The sequence below is a fragment of the Lentzea sp. NBRC 102530 genome, from assembly GCF_030269365.1.
Taxonomy (GTDB): domain Bacteria; phylum Actinomycetota; class Actinomycetes; order Mycobacteriales; family Pseudonocardiaceae; genus Lentzea.
Window position 1 is genome coordinate 53,499 of record NZ_BSTF01000009.1, and the last position, 23,759, is coordinate 77,257.

The following is a 23,759-nucleotide window of genomic DNA, read 5'->3' on the forward strand; positions in this document are numbered from 1 at the left end:
CGGGCCTCGCCGGGCAGGATCACACTTCGCGGCCGATGACTGAACCCGTGGATTTCGACGTGATCATCGCGGGGTGCGGGCCGACCGGTGCCGTGCTCGCCGCCGAACTTCGACTGCACGACGTGCGGGTGCTCGTCGTGGAACGCGAGACCGCTCCCCCACCGTCGCTGGTGCGGGTGGTGAGCCTGCACGTGCGCAGCCTGGAGCTGATGGCGATGCGCGGGCTGCTCCCCCGGTTGCTCGCCCTGGGCCGGCGGCGCCCGGTCGGCGGGGTGTTCGCCGCGATCCCCACGCCCGCGCCTCCCGGCCTCGACTCGGCCTACCAGCTGGGGATGCCGCAGCCCGTGGTGGACGGCGTGCTCGAACAACACGCCGTCTCGCTCGGGGCGGAGGTGCGGCGCGGGTGCGCGGTGGTCGGGTTCGCCCAAGGCGACTCCGTCACCGTGGAACTGTCGGACGGTTCCTCGGTGCGGTCGCGGTACCTCGTCGGGTGCGACGGGGCGCGCAGCACGGTCCGGAAAGCGCTCGGTGTCGGGTTCGTCGGCGAGCCCTCGCGCAACGACACGTTGATGGGTGAGCTGGAAGTCGGGGTGCCGCACGAGGAGGTCGCCACCCGCACCGCCGAGATCCGCGCGACGATGCCGTGGTTCAGCGTGAGCCCGTTCGGCGAGACGTGTCGCGTGATCGTGCCGGCCGTCGGGGTCAGCGAGAACCGCGAGGCCACCGTGGACGACTTCAAGCAGGCGTTGCGGGCGATCGCGGGCACGGACTTCGGCGTGCACTCACCGCGCTGGCTGTCGCGGTTCGGGGACGCGACCCGGCTCGCCGAACGCTACCGGGACGGCCGGGTGCTGCTCGCGGGCGACGCGGCGCACATCCACCCGCCCGCCGGTGGCCAGGGCCTCAACCTCGGCGTGCAGGACGCGGTCAACCTCGGCTGGAAGCTCGCCGGGCTGCTCGCGGGCTGGGGGTCCGAGGCGTTGCTCGACACCTACGAGACCGAACGGCGGCCGGTCGCCGAGGACGTCCTGACCAACACGCGGGCCCAGGTGCTGCTGGCGTCCTCCGAACCGGGCGCGCGGGCGGTGCGCAGGCTGCTCACCGAACTCATGGACCTCGACGCGGCGAACCGGTTCCTGATCGAGAAGATCACCGCGATCGGGATCCGGTACGACTTCGGCTCCGCCGCGGACCTGGTCGGGCGCCGGATGCCGGACGTCGCGCTGTCCGAGGGCACGTTGTACGACCGGCTGCGGCTCGGCCGCGGGACGTTGCTCGATCCGAGCGGGCAGCTGACCGTCAGCGGTTGGGCGGACCGGGTCGACGTCGTCACGGATTCCACTGTGGACGCTCCGGTGCTGCTGCGGCCGGACGGCTACGTCGCGTGGGCCGGCGACGGTCCGCTGGAGGCGTGTCTCGCCCGCTGGTTCGGCCCGTCAGAGGTAGCGGCGCAGTAGGTCCTCCTCGGTCTCGCGGCGCACGATCGGGCGGGCCGTGCCGTCGTGGACCGCGACGACGGGCGGGCGGCACACCTGGTTGTAGTTGGAGGCCAGGGCGTGGTGGTAGGCGCCGGTGACGGGGACGGCGAGCAGGTCGCCGGCGTGGACGTCGTGCGGGAGCAGGACGTTCTCGGCGAGCACGTCCCCCGCCTCGCAGTGCCTGCCGACCACCGTCACCGGCGCGGGCCTGCCGCCGCGGCCGATCAACCGGACCGCGTACTTCGCGCCGTACAGGGCGGGGCGCGGGTTGTCGCTCATGCCGCCGTCGACGGCCACGAACGTCCTGGTCGAGCGCTTCACCGCGCACACCCGGTAGAGCGTCACACCGGCGTTCGCGACGATCGACCGGCCGGGCTCGACGAGCAGCCGCGGCGGTGGCACGCGGTGCACGGCGCACTCGTAGTTGAGGGCGCCGATGATCCGGTGCGCGAACCCGGCGAGGTCGAAGCCGGTCTCGCCGGGCAGGTACGGCGCGCAGAAGCCGCCGCCGAGGTCGAGCTGCTCGATCCGGGTGCCGCAGGAGGCGATCAGGCCGACCATCCGGCGCACGGCCTCCTCGTAGCTGGCCACGTGCCGGACCTGCGAGCCGATGTGGCAGTGCAGGCCGACGAGCCGGAGCGAAGGCTGTTCGACGACCTTGAGGATCGCCTCCAGCGCGGCGCCGGACGCCAGCGAGAAACCGAACTTCTGGTCCTCGACGCCGGTCGCGATCTTGGCGTGGGTGTGCGCGTCGACGCCGGGCGTCACCCGGACCACGACCTCCTGGCCGTGCGTGGCCAGCGCGCCGAGCTGGGCGATCTCGTCCAGCGAGTCGACGACGATCCGGCTGACCCCGTGCTCCAGTGCGGCCTTCAGGTCCTCGGCCGTCTTCACGTTGCCGTGCATGATGATCCGGCTCGGCGCGAAGCCCGCCTTGCGGGCCAGCGCGAGTTCCCCCGCCGAGGAGACGTCGAGAGACAGGCCCTCCTGGTGCATCCACCGGTAGACCTCGGGGCAGGGCAACGACTTGCCCGCGAACACGACCTCGGCGTCCGGCAGCGCGGTGGTGAATGCGCGGGCCCTGGCGCGGACGGTCGTCTCGTCGAGGATCTGGCACGGGGTGCCGAAGCGGGCCGCGAGCTGCGTGGCCGGGAGTCCACCGATGACGAGGTCCTGACCGTTCAGACTGGTGCCGTCCGGCCAGAGACCCTCTTCCAGCACCGGTTCGGTGGAGCATCCGATGCTGGGCAACAACTCGGCGAGTGTCATGCGTTCAGCACACGCCCGGCGCCCTCCCGTGCCCAGGTCCCGGACGGGACCCTGACACGGGCGGGCTCCGCTTTGACGCGATCCTGACGGCGCCGGTGGCGGGTGCCACAGTGGTTTCCAGTGCTCGCGACAGCCCATCGGCGTGCGCGGTGCCTCCACGGAGACCTTCGCGATGTCTGCGGGAACCCTCTTCCGGTCTGCCGGGCCCCGGTGGCGGCCCCGGCTGACGACGGCGTGCCTCGGTGGGACCGGCTTGGACGAGGAGTCGCTCTCACGCCCCGCTCGTCCACTCTGTGGCATCGTGCGGAGGTGGACGAAGTAGCTGATCTGTTGCCGCAACGGGGCCTGGTCGCGGTCGACGGCGTAGACGGGGCGGGCAAGACGACGTACTGCGACGCGCTGGCCCGCGTGCTGCGGGCGCGCGGCCGTGAGGTGGTGCGGGCGTCGGTGGACGACTTCCACCATCCGCAGGCGATCCGGTGGCGACGCGGGCGGACGTCGCCTGAGGGGTTCTTCCTGGACAGCTTCGACTACGAGCGGTTCACGGCGCGACTGCTGGTGCCGTTCGCACAGGGGCGGCCGTTCCAGCGGGCGAGCCACGACCTGGCGTCCGACGAGTACGTGGAGGCGCCGTTCGAAGAGGCACCGGACGCGCTCCTGCTGGTGGACGGGATCTTCCTGCACCGCGACGAGGTCGTGCACCACTGGGACTACTCGATCTTCCTGGACGTGGAGTTCGCCGTGTCCGTGGGGCGGATGGCCGGGCGCGACGGGAGCCCTCCCGATCCGGACGACCCGCGCAACCGCCGGTACGTCGAGGGGCAGCGCCTCTACTTCGCCACGTGCGAACCGCGGAAGCGGGCGAGCCTCGTGCTCGACCACAACACCCCCAAAACGTTACCTAGCGTGATAACGCCAGGTCGACTCGCGACGACGTAAGAGCCACAGCGTCCGAACGGCGTAACGAGGAGGCCGTCATGGCGACCACGTTCTGGGCTTGGATCGTCTCCGCTCTCGTCATCGTGCTGCTCGCGGTGGTGGTCCCCAGCCGTCTCGGCACGCAGAACGTGCTGCGGGACGCGCGCGGCCGCTACAGCCTGTCGCGCGTGCAGGTGATGGTGTGGACGGTCGTGCTGCTCTCGCTGATCAGCGGCATGGCGTACGGCAGGTTCGCGGCGGGGCAGGTCGACGTCGCCGGGTTCGTGATCCCGCAGCAGGCCCTGTGGCTGCTCGGCGTCTCGCTCGGGTCCGGCGTGGTGGCCGCCGCGATCAAGGTCGCGAAGAGCACGAGCAGGCCCGACTCGGTGGCCGCCTACCCGCTCGGCCAGGAGACCGGCCGGTTCTGGGAGATGCTGACCGTCGAGGAGGGCGCGTCGGCGGGCAGGTCCGTCGACCTCACCAAGTTCCAGAACTTCGTGATCACCGTGCTGCTGGTGCTGCTCTACGTCGCGCAGGCGGTCTCGGCGTTCAAGGCCGTGGACGACCCCGCCGGCATCGCGGGGATGCCGGTGTTCTCCGACGCGTTGCTGGTGCTGCTCGCGGTGAGCCACGCCGGGTACCTGCTGGGCAAGATCCCGTCACCCGCGGGCACCCCGGAGGGCGGCACGATGAGCGCGCGGCTCGCCGCCGTCGCATCGGAAACCGATGTGGCGAAGGCGATCCCGGAGGCGCGACCCGCGTGATATCAACTCGCGGGTGATCAATCCCGTGACGCGCGGCGAGACGTGGCACCGGCCCGCCAGGACCGGCTACCCGGACCCGGTGAAGATGCTGGGGTACGTGTGGCCGGTCGTGGAGGACCTGCGCGCCACTCCCCGTGCGGAGTGGCCCTCGCCGGACGCCCTGGCGGAGGCCCTTGCCGAGCAGGCCGAGTACTTCGAAGAGGCGGGCTGGGACGACTTCGCGTTGCGCACCCACCTCGAGGTGCTGGAGTTCCGCCGCGAGTCCGGGGACGCCGGGAAGCTGCGCGAGGTGCTGACCCCGTTGCGCGCCAACCTGATGCGGCAGCAGCGCTACGAGGAGGCGTTGCCGGTCGCGGTCGAGGAGCTGGAGGTCGCCTGGCAGGTGGCGGTGCCGGGTGACTACAGCACCGAACGCGCGAACGTGGCCCGCTACTGGGTGACCGACCTGCTGGGCAAGCTCGGCCGGCACGAGGAGGCAGCGCGCAACGCCGCGGCGGCCATCGAGGAACTGCGCGACCAGGGCCCGATCGAGCACGCCTCCCCGCCCGGTTACCGGCTCGCGCACGCCCACAGCGAGCACGCGGACCGGCTGGAGGTGCTCGGCGAGTTCGAGCGGGCGGCGGACGCGCGCGCCGAGTCGGTGACGATCTGGCGGCTGCACGCGGCCGACTCACCGCTGAACTGCTACCTGGAGCTGGAGGAGCTGAGCCGTCTCCAGCTGCGCCTCGGGAGGTTCGAGGAGTCGCGTGCGACCGCCGTGGAGTCGGTGGAGGTCCTGCGCCGGGGGGCGGAGGGCGACGACTGGCACCTGAAGACCCTGCACGCCGGCGCGGTGCACAACCACGGCAACCGCCTGCACGCCTTGGGGTTGGACGAGGAGGCGGTCGCGGCGGCCCAGGACGCGGTCACCTGCTACCGCACGCTCGCCGCGCAGGCCGAACGCCGGGCGGTGGCGATGAAGATGGAACTGCACGTGTCGCTCGCGCTCGTCAGCCTCGGCAGCCGCCTGCACGACGTCCGCCGGCTGGACGAGGCACTCGCCGCCAGCGACGAGGCCCTGGAGATCGCCTCGCGCTACGACGACCGCGAACTCGGTCGCAAGGAACTCGCGCGGGCGTGGCACAACAGAGCGAGTCTCCTGCTCAGCTTCGGGTCCTGGCCGGACGCCGTGGAGGCGGCCGCGAAGGGCGTAGAGCTGTACCAGCGGACCGAGGACAAAGCCATGGCGCGCAACACCTTCGCGCTGGCGTCGGCCCGGTGCGGCGCGCTCGACGAGGCGTTGGAGGCGTCGCTGAGCTCGGTCGCGGACTACCGGGAGTGGGCCGCGCGCGACCCGTACACGTACACCCGGCTGCTCGCCGACGCGCTGACCGACCACGCGATCATCCGGTCGCTGCGGTCCGAGCGCGCCGAAGCCGAGGGGGCGATCGGCGAATCCCTGGTGCTGCACCAGGAACTCGCCGCCGCCCACCCCGGCCGTTGTCAGCGGGAACTGGACCGTGCCCGCTCAGTCGCGGATCACTTGCCGGCGCGGTAGGCCGTCCAGGCGCTCTGCATCCGGGTGTTCTGGCCCGGCGTGAACTGGTTGTAGCAATCGTCGTACGAGTAGTCCATGTAGTTGTGGATCGGGTCGAGACCCGTGCGCGAGCACGAGTCGCGGCCCTCCGGGCAGCCCGAGGTGGAGCTGGTCTGCGCCGGGGTGTCGGCGACCTCGTCGTTGGTCGCGGTGCAGCCGCCCTGGAAGGTGTGCCAGAGGCCCATCCAGTGGCCGACCTCGTGCGTGACCGTCTTGCCGAGGTTGAAGTTCACCTCGGAGCCGCCGGGGACGGTGGCGTAGTCGACGACGACGCCGTCCATCTTCGGGTCGCCCCTGTACCAGGACGGGAAGGTGGCGAAGCCGAAGCCGTCGATGTCGGTGAACCAGACGTTGAGCGTCGCGGCCGTGCCGACGCGGGTCTGGGTCTTCATCTGGCGCTCGGTGCCGGCGTTGTCCGCGCCGCCGTTGAACCAGGTGTTGTTGGTGTAGCGCTTGGTCTGCTGGGTCACGAACGTGAAGCCGGTCTTCGCCGCGACGCTCGACTCGGCGCCCGCGAACCCGTCGTTCAGGACCTTGAGCTGCTTCGCGATGGTGGCGTCGGAGATCGCGCCCTTGCCCGCCGTCGTGGTGACGACGTGCCAGACGACGTTGATCGTGCCGCCCGCGGCCAGTGCGGCGACACCGCCGCGCTGGTTGGCCTCCACGACCTTCGCGCGCAGGTCGGCGTTCATCTGCGCGGCCTGGGCGTCGGAGATCTCGTTGCGGTCGTGGCCCGAGCTGCCGGGCCTGCCGCGCGCCGCCGAGTGCTCGTCGGCGTGGGTGTCGGCGCATTCGACGGAGCCGACGGCGGTCGCGGCGGGCGAACCGCCGAGCAGGGTGATCGCGCCGGCCGCGAGCAGACCGGCGGCGAACGCCGGCAGCACGCGCTTTCTCTTGAGAGACATTGGACTTTCCTCCATGCAGGGTGGAGGAATAGTGACTCACGCATGGGTCCTTTGTGGATCTTGACGTTTTCACACAGTACGAACGGCGTGGGCCGGAAGGTTCACACCGTACGAACGGCGTGGGCCGGAAGGCCGCTCCACCACCGGGAATAACGCCGGTACACCTGCGGCTCGCGCTCGCCGAGCAGCTTGCGCAACGCCTCCGCTTCTCGAGCGATTCCGGCCCACTGTTCCTCGTCCAGGGCGTGGAACGCCGTCACCTCGACGTCTCCGGCCTCGGTCGGGCGCCACACCCCGGCCACGTACCCGTCGACGAGAAGTGTCGGCAGCGTGTCGCCGTTGTTGCGGATGACCAACTTGCGGTATTCGTCCGGGATGATCCGGCTCCGGTCCGCGTAGGCGAGCAACGTGCTGTCCCACATGGCCATCAGCCGGGGCGGCGCGGGCGTGTCCTCGTCCGGAACCGTCCGGTTCGGAACGTCGTAGTGGTCGCCGACCTGGACGAGGTCCAGCAGCCGCAGGGCTTCCCGGACCGTCGTGCGCGGCAGCATGCTGAACTGGTTCATGTCGAGCACGGTCGCCGGGCCGAACCCGGTGAGGTAGCGCCGCAGCATCTCGGCGACGGCCGCCATCCGTTCGCGGGGTTCGGTGGTCACGGACCGGTAGGCGGGTCGCAGCCCGAACGCCCACGGCCCGCCCGTCGGCGCGTGCACGAGCCCGCCGTAGGTCCGCAGCGCCCACCAGACGCCGGGCTCGCCGACGTCACCGACGTGAGAGTGCAGGAGCGCCTCGATCTCGGCCTTCTGTCGTGGCGTCGAGGCGAACTCCAGCAGGTGCTCCAGCACCGCGTCGGCCTGCTCGACCGTGACGTTCATGGCCTTGAACCGCTTGTCGTACAGCCGCGACGCCCGCAGCGCGGGCAGCATCGCGTGGTGGAACGCCTCGTGGTCCGCGGCCGTGACGGCGTGCAGGGTGATCCGCATCAGCGACGCCTTGCGGACCGCCCCGGTCGCGAACGCCTCGTCGAGGCCGGCCGGGTCGAAGTCCTCGACCCGGTTCCACAGCGCGAGGTACGGCGAGGCGGGTTCCTGCGCCTGGATCGCGACGATCCGGTCCACGGCCGTCAGCACGTCCACTGGTTCCCTCTCCAGCAGCATCTGCCGGTCGAGCGTGGCGCGGTTGAGCTGACGGGCCGTGTAGGTCATGACCGGAATCCTCACTCACCGCAGCTTCGACGGCCACCAGATTCGGCCACCGATGTCCACCGACAGCGCGGGCACGAGCAACGACCGCACCAGCAACGTGTCGAGCAGCACGCCGAACGCCACGATGAACGCGATCTGGGTGAGGAACAGGATCGGCAGCACCGCGAGCGCCGCGAACGTCGCCGCCAGCACCACACCCGCCGACGTGATCACGCCACCGGTGAGGCTGAGCCCGCGCAACGTCCCCTCGACCGTGCCGAGTTCCCGGGTCTCCTCGCGGACGCGGGTCATCAGGAAGATGTTGTAGTCGATGCCCAGCGCCACCAGGAACACGAACCCGAACAACGGCACCACGGGATCGGCGCCCGGGAAGTCGAACACGTGGTTGAACACCAGCGCGGACACGCCCATCGTGGCGGCGAACGACAGCACGACGGTCGCGATCAGCAGCAACGGCGCCAGCAACGACCGCAGCAGCAGCGCGAGGATCAGGAAGATCACGACCAGCACGATCGGGATGATCAGCATCCGGTCGTGCTCGGACGTCGTCCTGGTGTCGAGCAACGTCGCCGTCGGCCCGCCGACCTTGGCGTCGAGCGGGTGCACGGCGTCCCGGATCCGGTGCACCGTCTCGACAGCGGCGTCGGAGTCGGGTGCGTCCTGCAGCGTGGCCTCGATGCGCACGAGCCCGTCGGTGGTCCCGGACGGCCGCACGTCGGCGACACCGTCCACTTTGGCCTTGGTGACGACGTCGGAGGCGTTGCCCTCGTTCGCGATGATCACGGTCGGCGATCCGGTGCCGCCGGGGAAGTGCCGCGACAGGAGTTCCTGCCCCGCCACGGACTCGACCTCGGTGAGGAACACGTCGGACTGCGCCGTGCCGGACGCCTTGAGCTGCGGCAGGAAGGCGGCCCCCACGAGCAGCACGATGGTCGTGACGATCCAGATCGCGCGCGGCCTGGTGTGCACGAACTTCGCGACCCGGCCCCACAACCCGCTCGTCTCGGGGTGCGCGGAGCCGAACTTCGGCGCGAACGGCCAGAACGCAGCACGTCCGAGCAGCGCGAGCACCGCCGGCAGAAAGGTCATGGTGGTCAGCAGCGCCGCGCCGATGCCGATGGCCGCGACGGGCCCGAGACCCTTGTTGGAGTCGAGGTCGCTGAACAACAGGCACAGCACACCGAGGATGACCGTGCCGGCCGAGGCCGCGATGGGTTCGATCGTGCCGCGCCAGGCCGTGCGGATGGACGCGAACTTGTCCTGGGTGTCCCGCAGTTCCTCGCGGAACCTCGACACGAGCAGCAACGCGTAGTCCGTGGCGGCGCCGAACACGAGGATCGACAGGATGCCCTGGCTCTGCCCGTTCAACGCGAGGATGTCGTTGTCCGCCAGGAAGTAGACGACGAAACTGGCGAGTCCGAGCGCGAACACCGCCGACACCAGCACCACGACCGGCAGCAGCGGACTGCGGTAGACCACCAGCAGGATCAACGCCACAACGGCGCCCGCGACGACCAGCAGCAGCCCGTCGATCCCGCCGAACGCCTCCACGAGGTCCGCGACCTGCGCCGCCGGGCCCGTGACCAGCACCGTCAGCCCCTGCGGCGCCCCGCGCGTCCCGTCGCGCAGCTGGAACACCGAGTCCTTGACGTCCTTGGCCGGGTCCAGCAGCAGCACGACCTGCGCGGCGTCGTTGCCCTGCGGCGAGGGGATGACCGGCGAGGCCTGGAACCCCTTCGTCTGCTCGGCGAGGTACTTCCGGTCGTCGTCGGTCAGTCCCCCTGCCCGTTCGGCCACGACGATCGCCGGGATGGCGTTCTCCCGCTGGAACTTCTTCTGCAGCTCGGCGACCTGGGTGGACTCGGCGGAGTTCGGCAGGAACGCGCTGCTGTCGTTCTCCGCCACCTCCGACAGCTTGCCCGCGTACGGCCCGGTGAAGCCGCCGAGGGCCAGCCAGACGACGAGCAGTAGCCCGGCGAGGACTCGCATCAGTTAATCCTTCGATCGTCGAACGTTTCGATGGTCGAAACAGTAAGCTGTGATCGTGAACGATGCAACCGACTACGACCTGAGCATGATGCTGCGCGAACTGGTGATGGAGTCGAACCGGTTCCTGGAGATCTTCAGCGCGGCCCACGAGTTGCATCCCACCGACATGACAGCGCTGAACCTCATCATGACCGCACCCATGACTCCCGGCACGCTGGCCAAGGCGCTGAACATGAGCGCCTCGGCCACCACGTCCGTGCTCGACCGCCTCGAACGGGCGGGTCACGTGGTCCGCGAGCGCGCGCCGGACGACCGTCGCCGCGTCGAGCTGCGCGTGCTCACCGCGGCGACGGAACTGGCCGCGACCTTCTTCGCTCCCCTGGCCCGCGGGTACGCCGCCGCCTGGGGCTCGATGACCGCCGAGGAACGGGCCGTCGTCGCCCGCTTCCTGGCGGCCACCATCGAGGCGACCTCGCAGGTGCGTGCCTCGGTCAGTTGAGTTTCCGCCCGCAGATCAGCAGCAACAGCTCCTGCGCGGGCGCCTTGACGATGTCCGGGCCGTCACCGAACGCCCAGTCCAGGTCGGTCGCCTCCAGCCGCTTGCCGTCGAGGTCGGCGCCGAAGTACTCGACGTTGGCGGGCTTCATGGCGTCGAGCACGATCCGGAGCCGGTCGTGCGGCACCACCCGGCCGAGGCCCAGTGCGACCGTGATGTCGAGGCCGTGGATGACGTCGTGGCTGAGCGCGCCCGCCGGACCACCTCCGGGTGGCGTCCACGGGTGGTCGGCGTTGTTCCTCAGCAGGTCCAGCAGTTCGCTCGCCGGGCGCAGGGCGTCGGCGCGGGCCATGCGGTCGGAGGCGTGGTTGAAGCGACCGGCCGACTTGACCACCTCCCACAGCACCCGCCTGCCCGACGAGTGGAACGGCAGCGTCGTGTGCGCGACGACGTGCTTCACCGTCCAGCCCGCGCACAGGCTCGGTGCCCGCCACTGCTCCTCGGTGAGCCCTGCGAACAGTTCTGCCTGGTCACGACGTTCCGCGGCGATCGCGGCACGGATTTCTTCGGTCATGCCCGTACGTACGGATCGGACGACGGGAACTCATCGGTCCGCCACCAATCCGCGCGGTCGCGAGCTCCGAACCGCCTTCATGAAACGAGGAGACACCGCCCCGGACTTCACGCTGCCCGACCACCACGGCGACCCCCGCACGCTGTCCGAGTTCCTGGCGACCGGCCCGGTGGTGCTGTTCTTCTACCCGATGGCCTCCTCCGGCGGCTGCACCCAGGAGAGCTGCCACTTCCGCGACCTCGCGGAGGAGTTCGCCGAGGTCGGCGCGCACCGGATCGGCATCAGCCCGGACTCGGTCGGCAAGCAGCGGGCGTTCGCCACCGCCAACGGCTTCGACTACCCGCTGCTGTCCGACGTGGACGGTGCCGTGGCGAAGCAGTTCGACGTCTGGCGCCGCTTCAGCCCGTTGCACGCGAAGCGGCGCACGTTCGTCATCGACACCGACCGCCGGATCCTCGACGTGGTCACGGGCGAACTGAAGTTCGACGTCCACGCCGACCAGGCGCTCACCGTGCTGCGGCAGCGCGCAGCGTAGCCCGTCCGTTCGGCCGTCCAGGTGAGAGTCGCGCCGGAACCACCGCCAGGCCTACCGGCGGTGGTGTCCGCGGGGTAAGCCATGCGGCATGCAGACCAAGAAGGCGGCATTGGGCTCGGTGGCGTTCTTCGTGATCGCCCCGGGCGGTGTGGCCGGGCTCGTCCCCTGGCTGCTCACGCGCTGGCGGTTCGAGCCGTTCTGGCCCCCGTTGCGCGTGGCCGGCGCGGTGCTGCTGGTGGCGGCGCTCGGCGTGCTGGTCTCGGCGTTCGCCCGGTTCGTGTCCGAGGGCTTCGGCACGCCCGCGCCGGTCGCCCCGCCGGACCGGCTGGTGGTCGGCGGCCTCTACCGGTACGTGCGCAACCCCATGTACCTGGCGGTGCTGTCGCTGATCCTGGGGCAGGCCCTGCTGTTCGGCCAGTGGGTTCTGCTGCCCTACGCGGCGGTGGTGGCCCTCGCGTTCGCCTCGATGGTCCGCTGGCACGAGGAACCCGTGCTGCTGCGGGACTTCGGCACCCAGTACGAACGTTATCGGGCCGCCGTCCCCGGCTGGTGGCCGCGGCTGCGCCCGTGGTCCGCCGGTTGAGCCTCGCGCGTGACGAGGCCGCGGCGCGCCCCTTCGAGATCGCCACGGCCCTGGGCGGCGTCGCCGCGTAGGGTCGAGCGGGTGATCGAGACGCTGGAGCCGTTCCGGGTCGAACTGACCGGCTACTGCTACCGCGTGCTCGGCTCCGGTTCCGAGGCCGAGGACGCCGTGCAGGAGACGTTCGTGCGCGCGTGGAAGGCGTACGACACCTACGACTCCACGCGCGCGTCGCTGCGCACGTGGCTGTACCGGATCGCCACGAACATCTGCGTCGACATGCAGCGCAGTGCTCAGCGGCGGGCCCTGGCGGTCGACCTGGGACCGTCCGGGGGTGCACTCGGCGCTCCGCTGCTGGAGAACGTGTTCGTGCAGCCCGTGCCCGACGCGCTGGTGCTGCCGGAGGACCAGGTGATCCGGCGGGAGACCGTGCGGCTCGCATTCGTGGCGGCGTTGCAGCACCTGCCGCCGCGGCAGCGCGTGGTGCTGATCCTGCGGGACGTGCTGGCGTGGCAGGCGGCCGAGGTGGCCGAGTTGCTGGAGATCTCGGTGGCGGCGGCGAACAGCGCGTTGCAACGGGCGCGGGCGACGCTGCGGGTCGTGGACGCGGGCGACGCGTTCGATCCGGTCGACCCGGCGCAGCGGTCGCTGCTCAGCCGGTACTGCGAGGCGTTCGCGCGGCACGACGTGGCGACGCTGGTGTCGTTGCTGCACGAGGACGCGACGATGTCGATGCCGCCGTTCAGCTGGTGGCTGCGCGGGCGTGAGCCGATCGCCCTCGCGCTGAGCGACCCCGAGGCCTCGTGCGCCGGTGCGTGGCTGGAACCGGTGCGGGCCAACGGTTCGCCCGCCTACTGGCAGTGGAGGCCCGGTCTCGACCGGCCGTTCGGGCTGGTGTTCCTCGACGTGCGGGACGGGCTGGTCGCGGGCATCACGACGTTCCTGGACGTGGCCGAACTGCTGCCGTTGTTCGGGGAGGACTCATGATCCGGATCGTGCCGTCGGACGAGGTGCCGTGGGAGGACGTCGAGGCGATCTTCGACGGGTCCGAGCCGCGCAAGTGCCGCTGCCAGCGGTACAAGGTCGAGGGCTGGATCTGGCGCGACTCGACGGCGGACGAGCGTTACGGGGCGCACTGCTCGCAGGCCGCGCTGGGCAGCGGCCTGGTGGCCTATGTGGACGATCAGCCCGCCGGGTGGGTGGCGGTCGAGCCGCGGACGTCGTACCCGAAGCTGCTCGGCATGCCCGTTCCGTGGAAGGGCCGGCCGGAGGAGGACAGGGACGACCCGGACGTGTGGGCCGTGACGTGCTTCGTGGTGCGCAAGGGTTTCCGCCGGCAGGGCCTCACCTACGAACTGGCGGCGGCCACCGTCGCGCATGCGCGTTCGCACGGTGCGCGCGCTGTCGAGGCGTATCCGATGGTGGCCGATCCCGCTCGCTCGGTGACGTGGGGCGAACTGCACGTCGGCGCCCGGCAGGTGTTCGAGGAGGCCGGGTTCGTGCAGGTCACGCACCCGACGAAGCGGCGGTTCGTGATGAGGGTGGACTTCCGGTGTTCTCCGAGATCGTGATCCCGACGGCGCGGCTCGACGTACCGGCGCTGGTCGCGGGTGACGGCCCGGTCGTCGTGTGCTGGCACGGGTTTCCGGACCACCCGGCGTCGTTCGAGCCGCTCGCGCGGCGCCTGGTGGCCGCCGGGCGCCGGGTCGTGGCGCCGTTCCTGCGCGGGCACCACCCGTCGACCGTCTCGTCGTTGCCGTTCGGGGACGGACTCACCCTGGCCGCGGACGCCGCCGCGCTGAACGAGGCGCTCGGCGGCCCGGTCGACGTGATCGGGCACGACATCGGGGCCGGGGTGGCCGGGCGGCTCGCGGCGCTGCGGCCCGACCTGGTCCGGCGGGTGGTCACGATGTCGGTGCCGCCGCCCGCCGCGTTGCACCGGATCTTCGACGACCCCGCGCAGCAGCAACGGTTCTTCTACCTGTTCCTGTTCCAGGTGCCCGGCGTCGGCGAGGCGCTGCTGAACGACACGTTGATCGACTACCTGTGGCGCACCTGGTCGCCCGGCCTCACCGTGCCCCCGTACGTCCGTTCGCTGTACGCGGACCCGGCGATCAGGGCCAACTCGCTGAAGCTCTACCGCGCCAACTTCGACCGCTCACTGCACGATCCCTCGCTGGCCGACCTCGCCGCGGTGTCGGAGCAACCGGCTCCGGTGCCGCTGCTGGTGCTGGGCGGCGCGGACGACGGCTGCGTCACCCCCGGCAACTACGCCGACGCCGCCACGGCGCTCGCCCCGGGTTCGCGGGTCGAGATCGTGGCGGGCGGCCACTTCCTCCAGCTGGACAGTCCCGACGAGGTCGCGGCGCTGGCGCTGGACTGGTTCCGCTGACTTCCGGACGCGCCCCCACGGCTTGAACACCGACAGGAAGTAGGCGAAGAGCAGCAGGGTCGGGGCGACCACCACCGGGTGCAGGATGCCGCTCGGGACCACCGCCGCCGGATCGCCGGCGAGCAGGCGTTCGCCGATGCGCGCGGCCTCCGCGACACCCGGCCGGAGCGCGAAGGCGATCAGCGACGACATGCCGACGTTCAGCACCAGCTTGATCGCGACCCACCAGTACCGGACCAGCCCGTACTTGCTGCCCACGCCGAGCACCACACCGGACAGCATGCACACCACGCTCGCACCGAACATCGGCCAGATCGCGAACAGGTCGACCGCCCCGATCGCCACGCCCGCCGTGGCCTTGTCCGCCGTGGACAGTGCGACCACGACCAGGATGCCGAGCGCGAGATCGATGCCGAGCCACGCCGCCGCGGACAGGACGTGCACGAGCAGCACGGCCTTGCGCGCGCGACCGCTGAGCTTGCGGGTGGTGGTTGCCATCGCGATGCACTCTCCTTTTCCCGTGGTGTCGCGTCTCACTCTCGTCACCACGAGGGCGTGCATCGTCCGCCCACGTTCTGATCTCGCGTACGTCAGATTGCGTACGCCCTAGCCACCCGGCGTGACGATCCCTCTCTCGTAGGCGAACACCACGGCGTGCGTGCGGTCGCGCAGGTTGAGCTTCGTCAGCACCCGCGACACGTGCGTCTTCACCGTCGTCTCCCCCAGGAACAGGGTCGCCGCGATCTCCGCGTTAGACGCCCCCTTGGCTAGTTCCACCAGCACCTCGAACTCACGGTCGGTCAGCTCCGGTGGGCGCGTGCGTTCGCGTGCGGCCGTGCTGAAGCGGGCGATCACACGGCGTGTGACCTCGGGCGAGAGCAACGCGTCGCCGCGCGCCACGACCCGTACGGACTCCACGAGGTCTTCCGGTGAGGCGTTCTTGAGCAGGAACCCGCTGGCCCCCGCCTGCAACGCCTCGAACAGGTAGTCCTCGCGGTCGAACGTGGTCAGGATGACGACTCGGGTGCCGTGCCCAGCGGACAGGATCCGGCGGGTGGCTTCCAGGCCGTCCATGCGGGGCATCTGGACGTCCATCAGCACGACATCGGGCCGCAGTTCGGCGACCAGGTCGACGGCTTCACCGCCGTCACCCGCCTCGCCGACCACCTCGATGCCGGGTTCGGTGCCGAGGATGACGCGGAATCCGGCGCGGACCAGGTCCTGGTCGTCGGCCAGCACTACTCGCAGGCTCACGCCTTCTCCTCCAACGCGGTCGGCAGTGACGCACGGACCAGATAGCCCGTTTCACGCCGTGGGCCTGCTTCCAGCGAACCGCCGTGCACGGCGAGACGTTCGCGCATGCCGACGAGTCCGAAACCGGGACTTGTGGACGTGGCGCGGCCACGGCCGTCGTCGGTGATTTCCAGCTCCAGTGCGCTTTCCAGGAAACGCATCCGCACGTCCACGTGGCGTGCGTCAGCATGTTTCACCACGTTCGTGAGTGCTTCCTGCACGACACGATAGGCCGACAACGCGACGCCGGACGGCACCTCGCGCGCGTCGCCGTACACGTTGTGCGAGACCTCCAGTCCTGCGGCGCGGGCGTTGTCGAGCAGTTCGGGCAGGTCGTCGAGGCCGGGGGCGGACTTGAGGTCGGTGTCGGCGTCGGCGCGCAGGACGCCGAGCAGGCCCCGCAGTTCGCTGATGGCGGTGCGGGCCGTCTGTTCGACGGTCTGCAGGGCGTCGCGGGCCAGGGCCGGGTCGGAGTCCAGCACTCGGCGGGCGGCGCCTGCCTGGATGCCCATGACGGAGACGTGGTGCGCGACGACGTCGTGCAGGTCGCGGGCGATGCGCATGCGTTCGGCGGCGATGGCGCCACGGGTGTTCTGCTCCTGCGAGAGGCGCAGCTCCTCGGCCTGGAACTCCAGTTGTGCGCGACGGCGGGCCCCGGACCACGCCATCTCACCCACCACATAGGCGAACAGGAAGAAGAAGACGTTGAACTCGAGTCCATAAACGACGGACGCCAGCACCGGGTCCATCGGACCGGCGGCGTCCTCGAAGTCGCCCTTGGGGCCGAGCAGCGCGCGCACGAGGTTGAAGCCGAGCCACAGGAACATCGCGACGATCACGCCGATGCGCGACCACCGCGCCCGCAGGCGGTCCTGCCCCCAGGCGCCGACGGTGAAGATCGCGCAGAAGAGGATCGCGGACGGCACCAGGTTGTCGCCGACGCGGTTGGACTGCGCGGCGATGAACAACACCGACACGGCGAGCATCACGGTCATCGGGTACCGGCGGCGCACGACCAGCGGCAGGGCCAGCGCGATCACCCAGAGGAGCTGGACGAGCAGGCTCGGCGGGTTGCGGTAGGTGAACGCGCCCATGCTGTTGACCAGCACGGTGACCTCGATGGCGCACAGCAGCACGATGACGGCGATGCCGATGTCGCGCTGCCGCTGCCCGGGCGTCGGGCCGGGCCTGCGCCATTCGTCCCACACGGGTTCTTCCTGCACCGGATCAAGGTACCCGGGCAGCGGTTTCCATCTGTGGTCGAAGGTGTTCGCGAGCGACGGGGGACGGCCGTCCGCGACCGAGTCGCACCTGGTGCCGCTCAAGGGCACCCCAGCACGGTGACCGCCGGTGCACGGGCCTCACGCCGAGGCCCGTGCCGCCAGGTCAGAGCTGGTTGATGCGGACCAGGTTGCCCGCCGGGTCGCGGAACGAGCAGTCGCGCACACCCCAGGGCTGGTCCTCCGGCTCCTGCAGGACCTCGCCGAACCCCGTCGACTCGACCCACGCGCGGGCCTGGTCGAACGTGCCCTGCAGGTCCTTCGACGCCAGCGACAACGCCGTGTAGACGCCCTTCGCCATGAGAACGGCGATCGTGCGGCGTTCCTCGTCGCTCACGCCGGGGTCGGCGGCGGGCGGGTGCAGGACGATGCCCGTCTCCGGCTGGCCGGGCGGACCGACGGTGATCCAGCGCATGGTGCCCTGGCCGACGTCCTGGCGGACCTCGAAGCCGAGCGCGTCGCGGAAGAAGCCCAGGGACTTCTCGGGGTCGTCTGCGGGGAGGAAGGCCGCGGCGATGATGACTGACATGCGGCCAACCTAATCGGACGGACCGGCCGCCGCTTCTCGATTCCTGATCGGCCGCATCACGGCCTTGGCCAGGCAGTTCGGGATGCCCTGACCGTCCTCGGCGGCCGTCTTCCGGTACTGGCTCGGCGACATGCCGACCAGTTCCGAGAAGCGGGTGCTGAACGTGCCGAGCGAGGTGCAGCCGACCTCGAAGCAGACGTCGGTGACCGACATGTCGCCCCGGCGCAGCAACGTCATGGCCCGTTCGATCCGGCGGGTCATCAGGTAGCTGTACGGCGACTCGCCGAACGCCGCGCGGAAGGCGCGGGAGAGGTGGCCCGCCGACAGGTGCACGCCGCGAGCGAGCGCCGCCACGTCCAACGGCTGGCGGTACTCGCGGTCGATCCGGTCGCGGACCTTGCGGAGCAGGAGCAGTTCCTGCAGGCGCGGGTCTGGGGCGGTCACGTGGACAGCCTAAGACCCGCGCCCGGTCGGAGCTACGAACTAGCAGGCACCCTGGTCACGCCAGACGCCCCACTCGCCGGTGGTGCCGGGCTCCTCGCCCGTCGTCCACCACTGGGCCCGCCACTTGCGACCCTTGTGCGACACCTCGTTACCGCCCACGTAGACCTTGCCGCGGTCCCACGCCGGCAACGCACACGTCTGAGGCGTGGTCGTCGTCGTAGTGGTGGTCGTGGTGGTGGTCGGCGTGGTCGTCGTGGTCGAGGTCGTCGTGGAGGTGGTGGTGGACGTCGAGGTCGGCGTCGTGCCGCCACCGATGCGCGGGAAGTCGGCGCTGATCGCGTACGACTGACCGCCGAAGGTGAAGACGAAGTTCGACGGCGAGGCGATCGGCAGCTGGTAGCTGACGGTCACCTCGATCGAGGCACCCGGCGCGAGGGACTGCCACGACGGGAGCGTGAGCTCCACCTTCTGGAAGTCGCCCTTCAGGCCGCCGACGTTCGGTCCGCTGTGCCCCTTCGACACGACCTTCAGGCCGAAGCCGGACTGGTCGGCCATGCTGCCGGGAGCGCTGGTGCCGTAGTCGAACGCGATCTTCGTGCCACCGGGGACGGTGACGTTCGACCGGTTCGTGAACTTGATCTTCGGGGTGATCGGGTAGTTGTTGTCGCCCAGCGCGAAGCCGTACACGTCGACGTCCACGGCCAGCACCTGCGTCTGCTGCGTCGACGCCTTCAGGTTGCCGTAGGGCGCGGCGCCGTTCAGACCGGTGTTGATGGTCGACAGCAGCGTGTCACCCATGAACCACTCGTTCTTGGCGGAGTTGAACCCGTAGTCGCCCGCGAGCTCCCAGATCATGATGCCGCCGAGGCCCTTGTCCTTGACGTACTTGGCCTTCTCCGCGATCGACTGCTCGGTCTCGGTGGAGAGGAACACCTTCTTGTCGTTGTTCCACAGCCACGGCGACTTCAGCGTCGAGTCGTAGTACGGCGTGTACGTGCCGGTGAGGCGGTCGGTCGGGTCGTTGACCGGGTCCAGGCCGTACTGCGAGAGGTACGACGGGGTGATCTTGGCTTCCAGGTTCTTGGCGTGCCACAGCGGGTTCGCACCCGACGGCACCTCGGCGCTGCCGGCCGTGACGTCGTGCCAGACGTTGTCGATGCCGACCGCGCCGTTGCCGCACGGCGTGGTCGAGCCGACCGACGAACCCGTGCCGGGCGGGCACTGCGACTGGTTCGGCAGCGGGGCCTTGCCCCACAGGCCGTTCGTGCCGCCGGTGACGCCCTGCCAGCCGCGCGAGTAGAACGGCACGCCGATGTTGATGCGTCCGGCCTGCATCGCGCCGCGGAAGTAGTGGTACGCCCAGTCGGTGTTCAGGTAGCCCATGCCCTCGTACTGCCCGGCGCCGTACACGCCACCGGCCGCGAGCTCAGCGTCCTTGCCGTCGTCGTAGAGCGCCGCGTTCGGGCCCACGAACTGGTTCCACGACCCGTGCAGGTCGTAGCTCATGACGTTGAGGTAGTCGAGGTAGCGGGTGACCTGGTAGGCCTCCTGGCCGCGCAGCAGCCAGCCCGAGGCGGGCACGGCGGCCGTGAGCAGGTAGTGCTTGCCGTCGGCGGCACCGGCGCGGTCGAGCTTCTCGCGCAGCGTCTTCATGATCTTCTCGTAGCCGGCCCACAGCGTGCCGCGGTTGGCGTTGGAGATCCAGAAGTCGTCCGGGTTGCCGGCGTGGTTGTTCGACGTCGCGTACTCGTAGTCGATGTCAGCGCCGTTGAAGCCGTAGGTGCGCAGGAACGTGACGACGGAGTCGGCGAACGTGTCGATCGCGGCCTGGTTCTGGCCGAGCTTGTAGAAGCCGCCCGACGCGTTGCGCGTGCCGTCGGCGTTGAAGAAGCCACCGGTCTCCGCCCAGCCGCCGACCGAGATCAGCGTCTTGACGTTCGGGTTGGCCTTCTTGAACTTGGTGAGCTGGTTGAAGTGCCCCTTGTAGGGCAGCGACGGGTCCATCTCGGACCCGGCCACACCCGGCCACTCCATGCCGATGGACGGGTTGTTCGCGTCGTTGGCGCCCACGGAGATCTTGTTCTGGGCGTCGATGTGCGCGAACGCGTAGTTCAGGTGCGTGACCTTGTTCCAGGGGATGTCCTTGGCGAGGTATCCCGGCTGACCGTTCTTGCCGGTCCGCCAACTGGTGAAGTACCCGATGACGCGTCTGGACTTGTCGCCCATCTTCTCGCGTCCGGCGGTGTCGTAGGCCGTGCAGTACGGCACGTCGACACCCGCGGTCTTGTAGAGCCCGTCCGGCCGGCAGTCCTCATGGGCCGCGGCTGCGGTCGGAGCGTTGGTCACGGCTATCACGGTCCCGGCTAGCAGGGCTAGCACCGGGACCACTCTGGCGAGCAGTCGCAAGGGAAGGACCTCCTGGCTAGGGCGGCGGCCACTGCCGGGAACGGTAAAATGGTCCAGACCTTTAGGTCAACAGTTGATCACCAGACAACGTTGACCCGTTATGCGAACTTCATCCGGTCCGCAACCGGTTCCGCGGGCGCCTACCAGCGATATTCGCTATCACTGACACTTCTTGTCAGTGATGGCCCCTAGCGTCGGGGTCATGAGTGCGAGCGACTTCGACTTCCTGCACGGGCGGTGGCGCGTGGCCAACCGCAAGGTCGCCGACATCGCCGGGCGCGGCTCGGACTGGGTCGAGTTCGAGGCGACGGCCGAGGCCAGACCCCTGCTCGGCGGCGCGGCGATCATCGACAGCTTCTTCGCCGACGACTGGGAGGGCATGACCCTGCGCCAGTACGACCCGGCGGACGACGTGTGGCGCATCTGGTGGGCCTCCACCCGTGCGCCGGGACACCTCGACCCGCCACTGGAAGGCCGGTTCACCGACGGGCACGGCGTCTTCTTCGGCGACGACGTCGTCGGCGGGCACGAGGTGAAGGTCCGGTTCGACTGGACGACCGGCGCCGAGCCCGTCTGGCGGCAGCGGTTCTCCTACAACGGGGGCGCGACCTGGGACGAGAACTGGGTCATGACCTTCAGTCGCGCCTAGGCCCACGTCAGTGGTGGTGCTGGTGAACGACCGCGTGGCCCTTGCCGCGCGCGATCATCCACCGGTTCACCGGCACCGTCACGACGAACGCCACGGCCAGCGAGAACGCCAGCGCCGCCCAGAACACCCAGTTGCCGAGACCGGCGTCCATCGCGCCGGGCACCAGCAGCATCACGCCGTTGTCGACGACCTCCATGACCGCGATCGACACGGTGTCCGCCGCGAGCGCGACACCGAGGGCAGCCCTGAACGCGAGGCCGGAGCGCAGCACCGGGCGGATCGTCAGCGAGTAGCCGAAGACGAACGCGAGCACCACCGCCAGCACGATCGTGGCGAGGTTGCCCCAGCCCAGCGCCGTGCCGATGACCATGCCGAGCACCTCGCCGATCGCACAGCCGGTGAGGCAGTGCAGCGTCGCCGAGATCGCCTGCCTGGTCAGGCTCGCCGGAGCGTGGTGGTCCATGTCGCGCCTCCTCTTCCCGAAGTCGAGCCGAACCATACCCCTAGGGGGTATCCGTATCAAGACATACCCCCGTAGGGTGTGTCACATGACGACGCGCCGGCTCACCCAGTGGGTGTTGCTGGGCGCGCTCGTCCTCGCCGTCGTCGGTATGCACCATGTCGCAGCAGCGGAAACTCCGCACGCCGACCACACGATGTCCCACCAGCAGGAACCGGACCAGCAGGAACAGCCCCACGAGCACGACCTGCTGCACCTGTGCCTCGCGGTCCTCGTGGCGGCCGCGGTCGTGCTGCTCGGCTGGTTCCTCATCAGGACGGCGCTCCCCCGGCTCGCCGCGCCGTGCACCGAGGCGCCGCTGAGCACGCCTCAACGTCCACCGCCGGGCGGAAGACAGCTCCTCACGACTCTCTGCGTGCTGCGGAACTGAGTTCGCCTCAGTCCACTCAGCACTGTCCACAAGAGCAGAGAGAAGAACAACCCAGTGAAGAAGTCCCTCATCGGGGCTGTCGTCGGCATGCTCGTGCTAGCTGCCTGCGGTGGTCCCGCGAACGAAGCCGCCCCGGCCGGGAACAACGACGCGGACGTCACGTTCGCACAGGGCATGGTCCCGCACCACGAGCAGGCGTTGGAGATGGCGAAGCTCGTGCCGTCCCGCAGCGGTGACGAGAAGGTCCGCGACCTGGCCCAGCGCATCGAGAAGGCGCAGGGTCCCGAGATCACCCAGCTGAACGGGTGGTTGAAGGAGTGGGGCGCCGAGAGCGGCAAGAGCCACGAAGGTCACGACATGACCGGGATGATGTCCGGTGACGACATGGCGAAGCTGGAGAAGGCCAGCGGCGCCGAGTTCGACCGGATGTGGCTCGAGATGATGATCGAGCACCACGAAGGCGCGGTCGAGATGGCGAGGAAGGAACTCGCCGACGGCAAGGACGAGAACGCCAAGAAGCTCGCCCAGGCCGTCATCGACGGTCAGGAGAAGGAGATCTCGGAAATGAAGGAACTCCTGAAGTAGCTAGCTGATCTGGGTCAGCGCGAGCCCGCCCGCCATCAGCACGGCGCACGCCAGGCCGTGCACGACGGGATTGCGCACCAGCAGCGCCACGAACTCCCGCAGGAACGCGCTCGGCACGAAGTACCAGGCCGTGGGAGCGCCGATGACCTGCAGCCGCAGGCCCTGGTTGCGGGAGAGCACGGCGGTGCGGAACACGTGGTAGTTGTTCGTGACCGCGACGACCCGGCCGTGGAGACCCCGCTCGGCGAGCAACGCCTTGCTGTAGCGGAGGTTCTCCTCGGTCGTGGTCGCCTGGTCCTCCATCACCACGTCGGCGTCGGGCACGTCGCGTTCGAGCAGGTACTGCCGCATCGCGAACGCCTCGGACACCTGCTCGTCCGCGCCCTGCCCGCCCGTCACGACGATGACCGGCTCGCGGCCCGCCTCGCGTTCGCGCCAGTACAGGCGGATCGCGCGGTCGAGCCGGTTCGCGAGCAGCTTGGGCACGCGGTCGCCGATCAGGCCGGCGCCGAGCACCACGATGCCGTCGAACCCGTGGCGGCGGCCGGTGCGGCCGTAGACCACCGAGTACAGCAGCAGGCTCACGAACAGGAACGCGATGTAGGCCGACACCAGGAACAACCCGATCGCGGAGCCGCGGATCCAGTCGTTGGGCTGGAGGATCCCCCAGGCGAAGTAGACCATCTCGCCGAGCAGGGCGAGGCCCGCGAGCAACGACAGCAGGTTGCCCAGCGACCGGCCCTCGCGGCGCAGCATCACGACGCCGTTGGCCAGCAACGCGAGCGGCAGCAGGAGCAACCCGAGCAAGGCGAGCATGAACGCGAGCAGCAGCGGAAGGCTCACCACCGGGTTGTCGCGTCCCGCCTCGGCGAGCGACAGCATCAGCATCACCAGCGAGACGCCGAGCCAGACGGCGTTGCTCAGCCTCCGTCGGTCACGGACCACCCCGACGACGAAGAACGTGGCGGGGATGAGGAACAGCAGGCCGGCGAGCACCGGCAC

Annotated in this window: 25 protein-coding genes; 13 read left to right on the forward strand and 12 right to left on the reverse strand. The window is 70.0% G+C overall.

The features are described 5' to 3' along the window. Nucleotides 1-35 precede the first annotated feature (35 nt). Nucleotides 36-1,457 carry an FAD-dependent monooxygenase gene (locus QSK25_RS24005; protein WP_285641432.1) on the forward strand — a complete coding sequence of 474 codons (1,422 nt, stop codon included), beginning with the start codon at nucleotides 36-38 and terminating at the stop codon, nucleotides 1,455-1,457. Here QSK25_RS24005 and lysA read toward each other — a convergent pair. Beyond that, complete coding sequence (gene lysA / locus QSK25_RS24010) at nucleotides 1,437-2,747, reverse strand: diaminopimelate decarboxylase (protein ID WP_285641434.1); 1,311 nt, start codon at nucleotides 2,745-2,747, stop codon at nucleotides 1,437-1,439. The genes QSK25_RS24005 and lysA overlap by 21 nt on opposite strands. A 309-nt stretch (nucleotides 2,748-3,056) precedes the next feature. Between lysA and QSK25_RS24015 the strand changes: the two genes are divergently transcribed. From QSK25_RS24015 to QSK25_RS24025, 3 genes are read left to right on the forward strand one after another with little or no spacing between them, the layout of a single operon-like run. Next, the gene (locus tag QSK25_RS24015; RefSeq protein WP_285641436.1) at nucleotides 3,057-3,686 is read left to right on the forward strand and encodes a nucleoside/nucleotide kinase family protein; all 630 of its coding nucleotides are present in this window, start codon (nucleotides 3,057-3,059) and stop codon (nucleotides 3,684-3,686) included. A 38-nt stretch (nucleotides 3,687-3,724) separates the two neighbouring features. Then, nucleotides 3,725-4,429 (forward strand): hypothetical protein, encoded by a 705-nt coding sequence (locus QSK25_RS24020; protein ID WP_285641437.1) that lies wholly within the window; start codon nucleotides 3,725-3,727, stop codon nucleotides 4,427-4,429. 13 nt (nucleotides 4,430-4,442) lie between these two features. Beyond that, a complete protein-coding gene (locus tag QSK25_RS24025; RefSeq protein ID WP_285641439.1) occupies nucleotides 4,443-5,966 on the forward strand; it encodes a tetratricopeptide repeat protein in 1,524 nt (507 codons plus the stop codon). On the opposite strand, the gene QSK25_RS24030 is transcribed toward QSK25_RS24025, so the two are convergent. From QSK25_RS24030 to QSK25_RS24040, 3 genes are all read right to left on the reverse strand, one after another. After that, nucleotides 5,948-6,910: a zinc metalloprotease gene (locus QSK25_RS24030; protein WP_285641441.1), complete on the reverse strand. Its 963-nt coding sequence runs from the start codon at nucleotides 6,908-6,910 to the stop codon at nucleotides 5,948-5,950. The two genes, QSK25_RS24025 and QSK25_RS24030, sit on opposite strands and share 19 nt — an antisense overlap. 101 nt (nucleotides 6,911-7,011) lie before the next feature. After that, nucleotides 7,012-8,115, reverse strand: a complete 1,104-nt coding sequence (locus QSK25_RS24035; RefSeq protein ID WP_285641443.1) for a winged helix DNA-binding domain-containing protein — start codon at nucleotides 8,113-8,115, stop codon at nucleotides 7,012-7,014. 15 nt (nucleotides 8,116-8,130) lie between these two features. After that, nucleotides 8,131-10,104 (reverse strand): MMPL family transporter, encoded by a 1,974-nt coding sequence (locus tag QSK25_RS24040; protein ID WP_285641445.1) that lies wholly within the window; start codon nucleotides 10,102-10,104, stop codon nucleotides 8,131-8,133. A gap of 55 nt (nucleotides 10,105-10,159) precedes the next feature. On the opposite strand from QSK25_RS24040, the gene QSK25_RS24045 reads away from it, so the two are divergent. Beyond that, nucleotides 10,160-10,603, forward strand: coding sequence for a MarR family winged helix-turn-helix transcriptional regulator (locus tag QSK25_RS24045; protein WP_352236282.1), 444 nt, complete (start codon nucleotides 10,160-10,162; stop codon nucleotides 10,601-10,603). On the opposite strand, the gene QSK25_RS24050 is transcribed toward QSK25_RS24045, so the two are convergent. After that, on the reverse strand, nucleotides 10,596-11,174 hold the full coding sequence (locus QSK25_RS24050; RefSeq protein WP_285641446.1) for a maleylpyruvate isomerase family mycothiol-dependent enzyme: 579 nt from the start codon (nucleotides 11,172-11,174) through the stop codon (nucleotides 10,596-10,598). The two genes, QSK25_RS24045 and QSK25_RS24050, sit on opposite strands and share 8 nt — an antisense overlap. 79 nt (nucleotides 11,175-11,253) lie before the next feature. Between QSK25_RS24050 and QSK25_RS24055 the strand changes: the two genes are divergently transcribed. From QSK25_RS24055 to QSK25_RS24075, 5 genes are all read left to right on the forward strand, one after another. Then, nucleotides 11,254-11,709 (forward strand): peroxiredoxin, encoded by a 456-nt coding sequence (locus QSK25_RS24055; RefSeq protein WP_285641448.1) that lies wholly within the window; start codon nucleotides 11,254-11,256, stop codon nucleotides 11,707-11,709. An 88-nt stretch (nucleotides 11,710-11,797) separates the two neighbouring features. Continuing rightward, nucleotides 11,798-12,292, forward strand: coding sequence for a methyltransferase family protein (locus tag QSK25_RS24060; protein WP_285641449.1), 495 nt, complete (start codon nucleotides 11,798-11,800; stop codon nucleotides 12,290-12,292). An 81-nt stretch (nucleotides 12,293-12,373) separates the two neighbouring features. Further along, the gene (locus QSK25_RS24065; protein WP_285641451.1) at nucleotides 12,374-13,276 is read left to right on the forward strand and encodes an RNA polymerase subunit sigma-70; all 903 of its coding nucleotides are present in this window, start codon (nucleotides 12,374-12,376) and stop codon (nucleotides 13,274-13,276) included. Beyond that, nucleotides 13,273-13,860, forward strand: a complete 588-nt coding sequence (locus tag QSK25_RS24070) for a GNAT family N-acetyltransferase (protein WP_285641453.1) — start codon at nucleotides 13,273-13,275, stop codon at nucleotides 13,858-13,860. The genes QSK25_RS24065 and QSK25_RS24070 overlap by 4 nt, the downstream gene beginning before the upstream one ends. Then, complete coding sequence (locus tag QSK25_RS24075) at nucleotides 13,842-14,681, forward strand: alpha/beta fold hydrolase (RefSeq protein WP_285641455.1); 840 nt, start codon at nucleotides 13,842-13,844, stop codon at nucleotides 14,679-14,681. Before QSK25_RS24070 ends, QSK25_RS24075 begins: the two co-directional genes overlap by 19 nt. 606 nt (nucleotides 14,682-15,287) lie before the next feature. Here the strand turns inward: QSK25_RS24075 and QSK25_RS24080 are convergent. The 5 genes from QSK25_RS24080 to QSK25_RS24100 all read right to left on the reverse strand — a co-directional run bounded on the left by QSK25_RS24080 (nucleotide 15,288) and on the right by QSK25_RS24100 (nucleotide 20,582). Continuing rightward, nucleotides 15,288-15,935 (reverse strand): response regulator, encoded by a 648-nt coding sequence (locus QSK25_RS24080; protein WP_285641457.1) that lies wholly within the window; start codon nucleotides 15,933-15,935, stop codon nucleotides 15,288-15,290. Beyond that, entirely contained in the window at nucleotides 15,932-17,197 is a 1,266-nt protein-coding gene (locus QSK25_RS24085; protein ID WP_285641459.1) for a sensor histidine kinase, read from the reverse strand. Before QSK25_RS24085 ends, QSK25_RS24080 begins: the two co-directional genes overlap by 4 nt. 163 nt (nucleotides 17,198-17,360) lie before the next feature. Beyond that, a complete protein-coding gene (locus QSK25_RS24090) occupies nucleotides 17,361-17,783 on the reverse strand; it encodes a VOC family protein (protein ID WP_285641461.1) in 423 nt (140 codons plus the stop codon). A gap of 9 nt (nucleotides 17,784-17,792) precedes the next feature. Continuing rightward, the gene (locus tag QSK25_RS24095; RefSeq protein ID WP_285641462.1) at nucleotides 17,793-18,227 is read right to left on the reverse strand and encodes a helix-turn-helix transcriptional regulator; all 435 of its coding nucleotides are present in this window, start codon (nucleotides 18,225-18,227) and stop codon (nucleotides 17,793-17,795) included. A 39-nt stretch (nucleotides 18,228-18,266) separates the two neighbouring features. Continuing rightward, nucleotides 18,267-20,582: a glycosyl hydrolase family 18 protein gene (locus tag QSK25_RS24100; RefSeq protein WP_502881896.1), complete on the reverse strand. Its 2,316-nt coding sequence runs from the start codon at nucleotides 20,580-20,582 to the stop codon at nucleotides 18,267-18,269. A gap of 253 nt (nucleotides 20,583-20,835) precedes the next feature. Between QSK25_RS24100 and QSK25_RS24105 the strand changes: the two genes are divergently transcribed. Further along, a complete protein-coding gene (locus QSK25_RS24105) occupies nucleotides 20,836-21,282 on the forward strand; it encodes a hypothetical protein (RefSeq protein ID WP_285641464.1) in 447 nt (148 codons plus the stop codon). Nucleotides 21,283-21,289: 7 nt separating this feature from the next. Here QSK25_RS24105 and QSK25_RS24110 read toward each other — a convergent pair whose 3' ends face one another. Beyond that, nucleotides 21,290-21,745: a DUF4396 domain-containing protein gene (locus QSK25_RS24110; protein WP_285641465.1), complete on the reverse strand. Its 456-nt coding sequence runs from the start codon at nucleotides 21,743-21,745 to the stop codon at nucleotides 21,290-21,292. A gap of 85 nt (nucleotides 21,746-21,830) precedes the next feature. On the opposite strand from QSK25_RS24110, the gene QSK25_RS24115 reads away from it, so the two are divergent. Together QSK25_RS24115 and QSK25_RS24120 are read left to right on the forward strand one after the other, a co-directional pair. After that, on the forward strand, nucleotides 21,831-22,172 hold the full coding sequence (locus QSK25_RS24115; RefSeq protein WP_285641466.1) for a hypothetical protein: 342 nt from the start codon (nucleotides 21,831-21,833) through the stop codon (nucleotides 22,170-22,172). A 54-nt stretch (nucleotides 22,173-22,226) separates the two neighbouring features. Beyond that, complete coding sequence (locus QSK25_RS24120) at nucleotides 22,227-22,757, forward strand: DUF305 domain-containing protein (RefSeq protein ID WP_502881894.1); 531 nt, start codon at nucleotides 22,227-22,229, stop codon at nucleotides 22,755-22,757. Here the strand turns inward: QSK25_RS24120 and QSK25_RS24125 are convergent, their stop codons facing one another. After that, on the reverse strand, nucleotides 22,758-23,753 hold the full coding sequence (locus QSK25_RS24125; protein WP_285641467.1) for a YdcF family protein: 996 nt from the start codon (nucleotides 23,751-23,753) through the stop codon (nucleotides 22,758-22,760). Nucleotides 23,754-23,759 lie beyond the last annotated feature (6 nt).

Excerpts from the sequence above, each read along its gene's own strand:
- QSK25_RS24005 (WP_285641432.1), top strand. The coding sequence starts at position 36 with ATGACTGAACCCGTGGATTTCGACGTGATCATCGCGGGGTGCGGGCCG.
- lysA (WP_285641434.1), bottom strand. The coding sequence starts at position 2,747 with ATGACACTCGCCGAGTTGTTGCCCAGCATCGGATGCTCCACCGAACCG.
- QSK25_RS24020 (WP_285641437.1), top strand. The coding sequence starts at position 3,725 with ATGGCGACCACGTTCTGGGCTTGGATCGTCTCCGCTCTCGTCATCGTG.
- QSK25_RS24030 (WP_285641441.1), bottom strand. The coding sequence starts at position 6,910 with ATGTCTCTCAAGAGAAAGCGCGTGCTGCCGGCGTTCGCCGCCGGTCTG.
- QSK25_RS24035 (WP_285641443.1), bottom strand. The coding sequence starts at position 8,115 with ATGACCTACACGGCCCGTCAGCTCAACCGCGCCACGCTCGACCGGCAG.
- QSK25_RS24040 (WP_285641445.1), bottom strand. The coding sequence starts at position 10,104 with ATGCGAGTCCTCGCCGGGCTACTGCTCGTCGTCTGGCTGGCCCTCGGC.
- QSK25_RS24050 (WP_285641446.1), bottom strand. The coding sequence starts at position 11,174 with ATGACCGAAGAAATCCGTGCCGCGATCGCCGCGGAACGTCGTGACCAG.
- QSK25_RS24055 (WP_285641448.1), top strand. The coding sequence starts at position 11,254 with ATGAAACGAGGAGACACCGCCCCGGACTTCACGCTGCCCGACCACCAC.
- QSK25_RS24060 (WP_285641449.1), top strand. The coding sequence starts at position 11,798 with ATGCAGACCAAGAAGGCGGCATTGGGCTCGGTGGCGTTCTTCGTGATC.
- QSK25_RS24070 (WP_285641453.1), top strand. The coding sequence starts at position 13,273 with ATGATCCGGATCGTGCCGTCGGACGAGGTGCCGTGGGAGGACGTCGAG.
- QSK25_RS24090 (WP_285641461.1), bottom strand. The coding sequence starts at position 17,783 with ATGTCAGTCATCATCGCCGCGGCCTTCCTCCCCGCAGACGACCCCGAG.
- QSK25_RS24105 (WP_285641464.1), top strand. The coding sequence starts at position 20,836 with ATGAGTGCGAGCGACTTCGACTTCCTGCACGGGCGGTGGCGCGTGGCC.
- QSK25_RS24110 (WP_285641465.1), bottom strand. The coding sequence starts at position 21,745 with ATGGACCACCACGCTCCGGCGAGCCTGACCAGGCAGGCGATCTCGGCG.
- QSK25_RS24115 (WP_285641466.1), top strand. The coding sequence starts at position 21,831 with ATGACGACGCGCCGGCTCACCCAGTGGGTGTTGCTGGGCGCGCTCGTC.